The sequence below is a fragment of the Nocardia sp. NPDC055321 genome (assembly GCF_053645575.1).
This window is the reverse complement of the sequence record NZ_JBSHMS010000029.1, coordinates 84,420-91,308: the sequence shown is the minus strand read 5'-3', so window position 1 is coordinate 91,308 and position 6,889 is coordinate 84,420. Positions and strand designations below refer to the sequence as shown.

The window sequence follows — 6,889 nt, the reverse complement described above, 5'->3', positions numbered from 1 at the left end:
CGGCGCGATGGTCTTCCTCGGACACCTGCTACAAGAACGTGGCGACCTCGACGAGGCCGAAACCTGGTACCGCACCGCCGCCGACAGCGGCGACATCGGCGCTACTGAGGCGATGTTCGCACTCGGACGCCTGCTACAAGGTCGTGGCGACCTCGACGAGGCCGAAACCTGGTACCGCACCGCCGCCGACACCGGCGACACCGGCGCGATGGTCTTCCTCGGACACCTGCTACAAGAACGTGGCGACCTCGACGAGGCCGAAACCTGGTACCGCACCGCCGCCGACAGCGGCGACACCGGCGCGATGCTCCTCCTTGCGCTAGTTCTGCTGGGTCGTGGCGACCTCGACGAGGGAATGTCGTTGTGCCGTGCTGCCGCCGAAGCTGGCCACACCCCCGCAATGGAAGTCCTCAAAGAACTGGAGGAGAAAGCGTTGATCGGCGACAACACAGAAACCAAGGGACCGTAGCTGGAGCAACGAGTCCGAACTTTCACTTCGCCCGAAGATCAGCTGGCAACCACAATCCTGCCGCAGCGACAAATGCTCAAGCCACTGGCAGTGATCGTCCCCATGCGGATCCATCACCAAGATGGCGTGGATTCGACAGGATTGGACATTCGAGCTTGCAAGTGAGCCTATCGCGGACCGTGGCTACCGGACACCGGAACGTGCCCACGACCATCGCGAAAGCCGCTGCGGAGCAATGAGACCTGGACCAACCCCGCGACCAATCCAACACGCGAGACCAATCCGACGGCCAACATCCACCCGAGTTTGTTGCCACGCTTATTTCCTGTCGCTCGGCAGGGGCGGTGCGACGGGCGCGGGCTCTACTGGCAAGCCGGCCGGTTGGGCACGTTGAACTACCTGCATCAGCGTTCGCCCGCGGCCGCCGCAGCACGTTGTGCGAGGATCCGCGCACGGCGGCGGTCGGAAGCTCGACCGAAGACCAGTTGTAGCTGGATCCGGACACGGGCCGCCGCCCACCGGTGGGTGACGCTGTTCGGCCACATCTCGATCACGCAGGCGCTCATACCCTTTCGACCGCAGCCCTGACCAGATCGGTTCCCTCTTGTCAGATTCCGGCAGCGGCGGACGCCAACAGCTGATTCGCAGCGGCCAGCGGGTCCGGGCTCAGCGGGGGCATGGCCGCGATAGCCGAACGTATGGACGTGATCGGGTCCGGAACAGCGACCTCGAACAGCGCGGGCTCGGCAGGCCGGGGCACATCCACCCCGGCGCCGAGCGTGCCCGCAGCTGGGCCGCCGATCACCGCTCCGGCCGTGGCACCGACCCCTCATCGTGCGGCGCCGTCATGGGTTCTACAAGGTGACGAGTTCAGCGATCTTCTTGGCGATATCTGTTAGAGAGTCCTCGTCTGTGCTGAGGCCGTTGCGTGAGCCGAGGAGCGGGCTGCTCGCCCGAATTTCGTCGTAGGTCACCCCGTGCGCGACTGGGATCAGCTGGTCGCGAACCAGCAGCTCAGAGAGTTCCTTCTCGGACACACCACCTCTTTCGATGCCCTTGAGGAAAGCGGGCGTGATCAGGACGAGACCGATGCGCGTCTTGGCCAGACCCTTGTCGATCTCCCGCATGAACGGCAGACCGAGGAAGATGTCCCGCTCGCTGAACCAGACTGACACGCCCTGCGCTTCAAGCAGGGTGTGCAGTTCAGTCGCGGTCCCTTGCCGGTCGGCCCAGGAATGGCAAAGGAAAAGATCATAGGACTCGGCGCGTGGTCCCACCGCTTCAACCGTCTGGCGGTAACGATCCAGGGCCGCGACTTCGGCAGAGCTGTAGACGACGGGAGAGGTGGCTGGCGACCAACGCGGACGAGTTGATCGGCCAGCGCCACTTCCACCACCGGACCCGACTCCACCGCTCGCAGCACGAGGGAGCGGGGATGTGTAGGAGGACGTGGAGTAGGACGACCGGGATCGGCCACCATGAACGGGGCAGTCTGCCCCACCGCCGCGGATGTGACCGAGTACGGGCGCTGTGCATCGCATTGCTCAAGCCTAGACGCGACCACCGACAGCCCTGTCGGGCAACGGATGTCGGCGCTAGTCTTTCTCCGGAGTCCGCAGTTTCATTGCGGAGTGGGAGGTCGGATGACGAGTGACGCTACGGATGCGCCGTACGCTCTGAAATTGGCGAATTCGTCGTACGAGTGGTACCGCGGCGCTGCGATCAAGGCGCGGCGATACCATCGGCTGACGGAAGTCCTGCAGTTGGTGTGCTCAGCCGCGATACCAGTGTGCGTGGTGTTGATCGATGGAAACACCGCTGTACCCGCAGTTCTCGGCGCGGTGGTCGTCGTGATCACTGGTTTACGAGCGTCGTTCCATTGGCATGACGACTACCTACGCTTCAGCCAAGCTCGCGAGGCAGTGGAAGCGCAGCGCCGTCTTTTCCATACAGGTGCGTACCCCTACGACAGCGACACATGCGAGGAGGTTCTCGCCAAGGCGGTGACCCAGATCGAGCAGAACGAAATGGGTTCCTGGTTGAAGATCGCCCAACCACAGAACAGGGCAGCCGTAGCATTCGCCGAAGATCGGGCGGATATGGCGTAGCGGTATCGGGTCGGTTCTCGCACCTTATGGCGTGAATCCGGCCTGGACCGCTGCGAGGAAGTCGGCTGCGGCGGCGAACGGATCGGGCGACAGCGGCGGCATCGCCGCCAGAGCCGACCTCATGGACGTGACCGGGTCCGGCACGGCCACCTCGACCAGGGCGGGCGCGGGCTCGGCGGGCTGGGGCACATCCACCCCGGCGCCGAGCGTGCCCGCGGCCGCACCACCGATCACCGCTCCAGCCGTTGCACCGACCGCCAGCGCAGGCACTGCGGCGACGGTCCCGACGATCACGCACCCCACGGCCGCGCCGGGAATCGCTCCCGCACCCGCTGTCGGCACGCCTGCCACGGCGGCACCGATGACTCCACCCACCGCGCATCCTGCCAATCCCACTGGCACGGCGGCGACTTCCGCGCCGACTCCGCCGCCGACGACTCCGCCGGGCCAGAGTCGATGCCGCACGCCGGTTGCTCTCGACCGTGGAGAACCCCAATCCGTCGTAGACCGCAGCTACCTGCCACTCGGCCCAATCGGCGTAGCTCTGGGCCTTGTCCCGGGTGCGCTCGTCCACGAACCCGGGCAGCTGAATCATGCTGGTACCCAGCCGAAGCGCGTGCGGATCCGCCGGGACGACGACGGGCTCCTCGGCCTCGACGTCGCCCTGGTCCTCCACCTGCGGGCCGATCCACGTACTGCGTTCGGGCTGTACCTGCTGCTGTGGGTGTGGGCGTGCCGGCGGTGCGGGCGGTTCGGGAATCCAGTCCGCCAGACTCGGCGCGGGCGCCGGTGCGGCGGCCTCGGGCCGCTCGGACACGGTCAGTCCCGGCTGGCCCTCTCCCGGCACCGCCAGCCCCGGCTGGCCCGGTGCCGCGCCCGCGGCCGCGTGAGCCGGAGCCGCAACCGATCGCGCGCCGTGCGCACGGGTCCGCGCCGAAACCCCCGGCGCCGAGCCCCGACTCGCGAACGCCGGGACGGCACCGCCGCCGGGGAACACGCCGAGGGTGCGCGCCACGCCCGAGCCGGGTACCGACAAATCATCGATCCGGCAACGAGGAGTTACGGGACGCCGGCCGCGCCGCGGCGGGGTGAGACGGGACCCGGCCCCGGGGTTGCGCGCTATTTCGCCGACCGGCGAAGGTGGCACGCCCGTACGTAAACTGCGACCGTGTCAGACCAATGGATGCGCCTGCAATCCGCGCCACGCCCCGGAATCATATTGACGCTGGGCGGCGCGATCGCCGTCGGCGCGGCGCTGTTCGCGCCGTTGTTCGGCACCACGAAACGGCTCGAGAACCGGCGCAGCGAAAGAACGAACTACTCGCTCTGGGACCTGCGGGACGCCGCGCCGAATGTCGGCTGGCTGCTGGCCGGACTCCTGCTGCTCCTCGCCATTACCGCGGTTCTCCAGAAACACCCCTCCCCCACGGTGAATCGCGTGGTCCTGACCCTGGCCGTCGCCGAGTCCGCCGGACTCCTGCTGGCGACGACGATGGCCTTCACCCAATTGTCGGAGAAGCTGAGCAAGCCCCTCGAATTCCGCTGGGGTCTCCTGCTTCTCACCCTCGCGGTGGGCGCCCTGATTTCTGGCGCGAGCAGCCTGCGAGCCGAGGCCGAATCCGGTCATTGACGCGGCGAATTCGGATACTCTGCGAAGTTGTTCGCATATCCGAAAGCAACCCTTGTTGAAACAAGCGCGTTTCACTACTGTTCGGACCGGGTGGCCACCTGGCCGCCGGAAAGAAGTAGTGGAGATATGACGAAACTTTCGATCGGAACTCTGGCCGCGGTGGGGCTGACCGCGGCGCTCACGCCCGTGCTGCTGGCCGCGCCGGCGTCGGCGCAGGTGACCGGCGCCAAGGTCGAAGGCGCCGAGACGGGCAAGGACTGCGTCGTCGGGGCCACCGCCTGCCGCATCGTGGTGACGGTCTCGGGCTCGGACGCGACGAGTCCGGTCACCATCACGGCCAACGGCGCCGTCGTCGCCAACGCCGTCACCCCCACCGGCGGATCGGTGAACGTGCCGTGGACGCCGCCCGCGAACGGCAAGTACGAGATCGTCATCACCCAGGGCTCCGCGAATTCGACGCTGTCCGTTGGCGTTCCGGGCCGGGCCGAGAGCAACACCGCCCTGCCGGGCGGGATCACCGACATCATCAAGGCGCTGACCGGTTCGGCCGGCGCCAAGTAGACCGCGCCGGGCGCGAACGTTCACGCATCCTGTCCGCTGCGTGACCGGCCGCGCCCAGGCCGCCCCCAACGGGCCCCGCCCTCCCCTCGGAGGCGGGGCCCGTTTTCCGTCCCGCGCATTCCCGAACCCCCGCAACAAATTCGGACCATTGAGACGAAAGCCTCGCGTTTGATCGGGTGGGGCGCGGGAAATGCGGAGCCATGAACAGTCATCGCACGCGACGCCGCCGGGCGCCCCTGGTGCTCTCCGGACTGCTGGCGGCGCTGCTGCTCGGCGCCTGCACCGAGGCCGAGGAAATCGTGAACAAGGGGGGCGACACACCCTGCAGCGAGTTCACCGAGCAGTCCCGGGACAAGCAGCGCATCACCGTGCGCAAATACCTCGAGCAGGACAGCTCCACCTCGGACCCGAACCCCGACACCATCGACGCCTCGATCACCGCCATCGGCCTCATGTGTGAGGCGCAGGCCAACCCGGACACCCCCATCCGCAACGCGGACCTGACCGGAATCCTCGTGCCCAAGAACAACTGAGGGCACGGGTCGCGATAGGGACCGCAGCCCGGAATTCGCCCGGAACCGGACCGATTCGCGGACGTCCCGTCCGTATCACGGGCATCACCGGTGGCGGACTCCGCGAAACGCCCAAGCGACCGGCGCGAATACATACCGCTCGACCACTGACTTTTCGTGCCAAGACCGCGCACAAACGTCGATCACCACGGTTTTCGCGGCTAGCGTTGCGACCCATGCAGGGACCCGACGCCCAGCGCTTGCTGGCGGAGATTCTGAATCGCTACGGAAGTCTGGATGCCTTCATAGACAGCCTGCGGCGCGGCGCCGATCGTCCCACCACGGAGCTGCCTCGCATCTCCGACGCCGACATAGCGGGGCGGGCGCAGCCGCTGTTCGCGCCGCCCTTCGCCGCGCCCGCCGGCGGCGGCAGGCACGCGCGGCCGGACTGAGCGCGGCACTCCCCGAATTCCGATATCCATTCGTTCACCACGGGCCCCGGCGCGATCACCTCGCGCCGGGGCCCGTTTTCCGTGGTGCGCGGATCAGGAGATGGCGGGCAGGGTAATGACCTGGCCCGCGTAGGCCAGCCCGGCGCCGAAGCCGAGCAGCAGCGCGGTGTCCCCCGCCTTGGCGCCACCCGAGCGCAGCAACTGCTCCATCGCCATGGGAATCGAAGCGGCGCTGGTGTTTCCGGTCTCGACGATGTCGCGGGCGACCGCGATGTTCTCCGGCATGTGCAGCGCGCGGGTCAGCGCGTCGGTGATGCGGCTGTTGGCCTGGTGCGGGACGAAGGCGTCGAGGTCCTCGACGCTCACGCCCGCCTTGTCCAGCGCGTCCCGGCACGCCTTCTCCAAAAAGGTGACGGCCCAGCGGAAGACAGCGGTGCCGTTCATCCGAATGTAGGGGCGCACGGTCGTCCCGCCGCTCGCCTCGGCGGCGGCGACCTCGGCGAAGTACTGCGCGAAGTCCTTGTCCTGCTTGATGGCCGCGGTCTGGCTGCCGTCCGAGCCCCAGGCCACCGGTCCGATGCCCTCGGTGTCCGACGGTCCGACCACGACCGCGCCCGCACCGTCCGCGAAGATGAACGCGCAGGTCCGGTCGCTGGTGTCGAGCAGGTCCGAGAGCCGCTCGACGCCGATCACCAGCACGTACCGGGCCTGGCCCGCGCGCACCAGGGCCGCGGCGTTGCCGAGGGCGTAGCAGAAGCCCGCGCAGCCTGCCGAGACGTCGTAGGCGGCGGTGTCCTGCATGCCGAGTTCGGTCGCGACCACCGCGCCCGCCGACGGCCCGAGCACCATCTGCGACGAGGTCGCGAGCACGACCGCGTCGATCTGCTCGGCGGTGATGCCCGCTGCGGTGAGGGCGTCACGCGCGGCGGCGGTGCTCATGGAGACGATGGTCTCGTCCGAATCGGCCCAGTGCCGGGACTCGATGCCGGAACGGGTGCGGATCCATTCGTCCGAGGAGTCGATGCGGTCGACGATCTCGGCATTGGGGACTACCCGGCGGGGTCGATAGACACCCAGGCCGAGGGTGGCGGCATGGGTCACCGGGGCTGCGGTGGCGATGTGGGCGGGCATGGTGTTCCTCTCCGAATGAACCGATC

General features: G+C 67.8%; 9 protein-coding genes. 6 read left to right on the top strand and 3 right to left on the bottom strand.

Annotated features, from left to right (window positions below; all coding sequences use genetic code 11):
- On the top strand, positions 1 to 469 hold a 469-nt coding region (locus tag ACWIGI_RS34380), incomplete at its 5' end, for a tetratricopeptide repeat protein (RefSeq protein ID WP_454207479.1).
- Positions 470 to 1,323: 854 nt separating this feature from the next.
- Here ACWIGI_RS34380 and ACWIGI_RS34375 read toward each other — a convergent pair.
- Positions 1,324 to 1,746 (bottom strand): toll/interleukin-1 receptor domain-containing protein, encoded by a 423-nt coding sequence (locus ACWIGI_RS34375; RefSeq protein ID WP_454207477.1) that lies wholly within the window; start codon positions 1,744 to 1,746, stop codon positions 1,324 to 1,326.
- Between the two features lie 366 nt (positions 1,747 to 2,112).
- Here ACWIGI_RS34375 and ACWIGI_RS34370 point away from each other — a divergent pair, with 366 nt between their 5' ends.
- Complete coding sequence (locus ACWIGI_RS34370) at positions 2,113 to 2,577, top strand: DUF4231 domain-containing protein (protein ID WP_454207475.1); 465 nt, start codon at positions 2,113 to 2,115, stop codon at positions 2,575 to 2,577.
- A 24-nt stretch (positions 2,578 to 2,601) separates the two neighbouring features.
- On the opposite strand, the gene ACWIGI_RS34365 is transcribed toward ACWIGI_RS34370, so the two are convergent.
- Positions 2,602 to 2,952 carry a hypothetical protein gene (locus tag ACWIGI_RS34365; RefSeq protein ID WP_454207473.1) on the bottom strand — a complete coding sequence of 117 codons (351 nt, stop codon included), beginning with the start codon at positions 2,950 to 2,952 and terminating at the stop codon, positions 2,602 to 2,604.
- Between the two features lie 793 nt (positions 2,953 to 3,745).
- On the opposite strand from ACWIGI_RS34365, the gene ACWIGI_RS34360 reads away from it, so the two are divergent.
- From ACWIGI_RS34360 to ACWIGI_RS34345, 4 genes are all read left to right on the top strand, one after another.
- The gene (locus tag ACWIGI_RS34360) at positions 3,746 to 4,207 is read left to right on the top strand and encodes a hypothetical protein (RefSeq protein WP_454207471.1); all 462 of its coding nucleotides are present in this window, start codon (positions 3,746 to 3,748) and stop codon (positions 4,205 to 4,207) included.
- A gap of 126 nt (positions 4,208 to 4,333) precedes the next feature.
- Positions 4,334 to 4,768: a hypothetical protein gene (locus ACWIGI_RS34355; RefSeq protein ID WP_454207469.1), complete on the top strand. Its 435-nt coding sequence runs from the start codon at positions 4,334 to 4,336 to the stop codon at positions 4,766 to 4,768.
- A 200-nt stretch (positions 4,769 to 4,968) separates the two neighbouring features.
- Positions 4,969 to 5,301 carry a hypothetical protein gene (locus ACWIGI_RS34350; RefSeq protein WP_454207467.1) on the top strand — a complete coding sequence of 111 codons (333 nt, stop codon included), beginning with the start codon at positions 4,969 to 4,971 and terminating at the stop codon, positions 5,299 to 5,301.
- 215 nt (positions 5,302 to 5,516) lie between these two features.
- Entirely contained in the window at positions 5,517 to 5,732 is a 216-nt protein-coding gene (locus tag ACWIGI_RS34345; protein ID WP_454207465.1) for a hypothetical protein, read from the top strand.
- Between the two features lie 93 nt (positions 5,733 to 5,825).
- Here ACWIGI_RS34345 and ACWIGI_RS34340 read toward each other — a convergent pair whose 3' ends face one another.
- On the bottom strand, positions 5,826 to 6,863 hold the full coding sequence (locus ACWIGI_RS34340; protein ID WP_454207463.1) for a beta-ketoacyl-ACP synthase III: 1,038 nt from the start codon (positions 6,861 to 6,863) through the stop codon (positions 5,826 to 5,828).
- Between the last annotated feature and the right edge of the window lie 26 nt (positions 6,864 to 6,889).

Bases quoted from the DNA above. Each gene is read 5' to 3' on its own strand.
- ACWIGI_RS34370 (WP_454207475.1), top strand. From the start codon at position 2,113: ATGACGAGTGACGCTACGGATGCGCCGTACGCTCTGAAATTGGCGAAT.
- ACWIGI_RS34355 (WP_454207469.1), top strand. From the start codon at position 4,334: ATGACGAAACTTTCGATCGGAACTCTGGCCGCGGTGGGGCTGACCGCG.
- ACWIGI_RS34350 (WP_454207467.1), top strand. From the start codon at position 4,969: ATGAACAGTCATCGCACGCGACGCCGCCGGGCGCCCCTGGTGCTCTCC.
- ACWIGI_RS34345 (WP_454207465.1), top strand. From the start codon at position 5,517: ATGCAGGGACCCGACGCCCAGCGCTTGCTGGCGGAGATTCTGAATCGC.
- ACWIGI_RS34340 (WP_454207463.1), bottom strand. From the start codon at position 6,863: ATGCCCGCCCACATCGCCACCGCAGCCCCGGTGACCCATGCCGCCACC.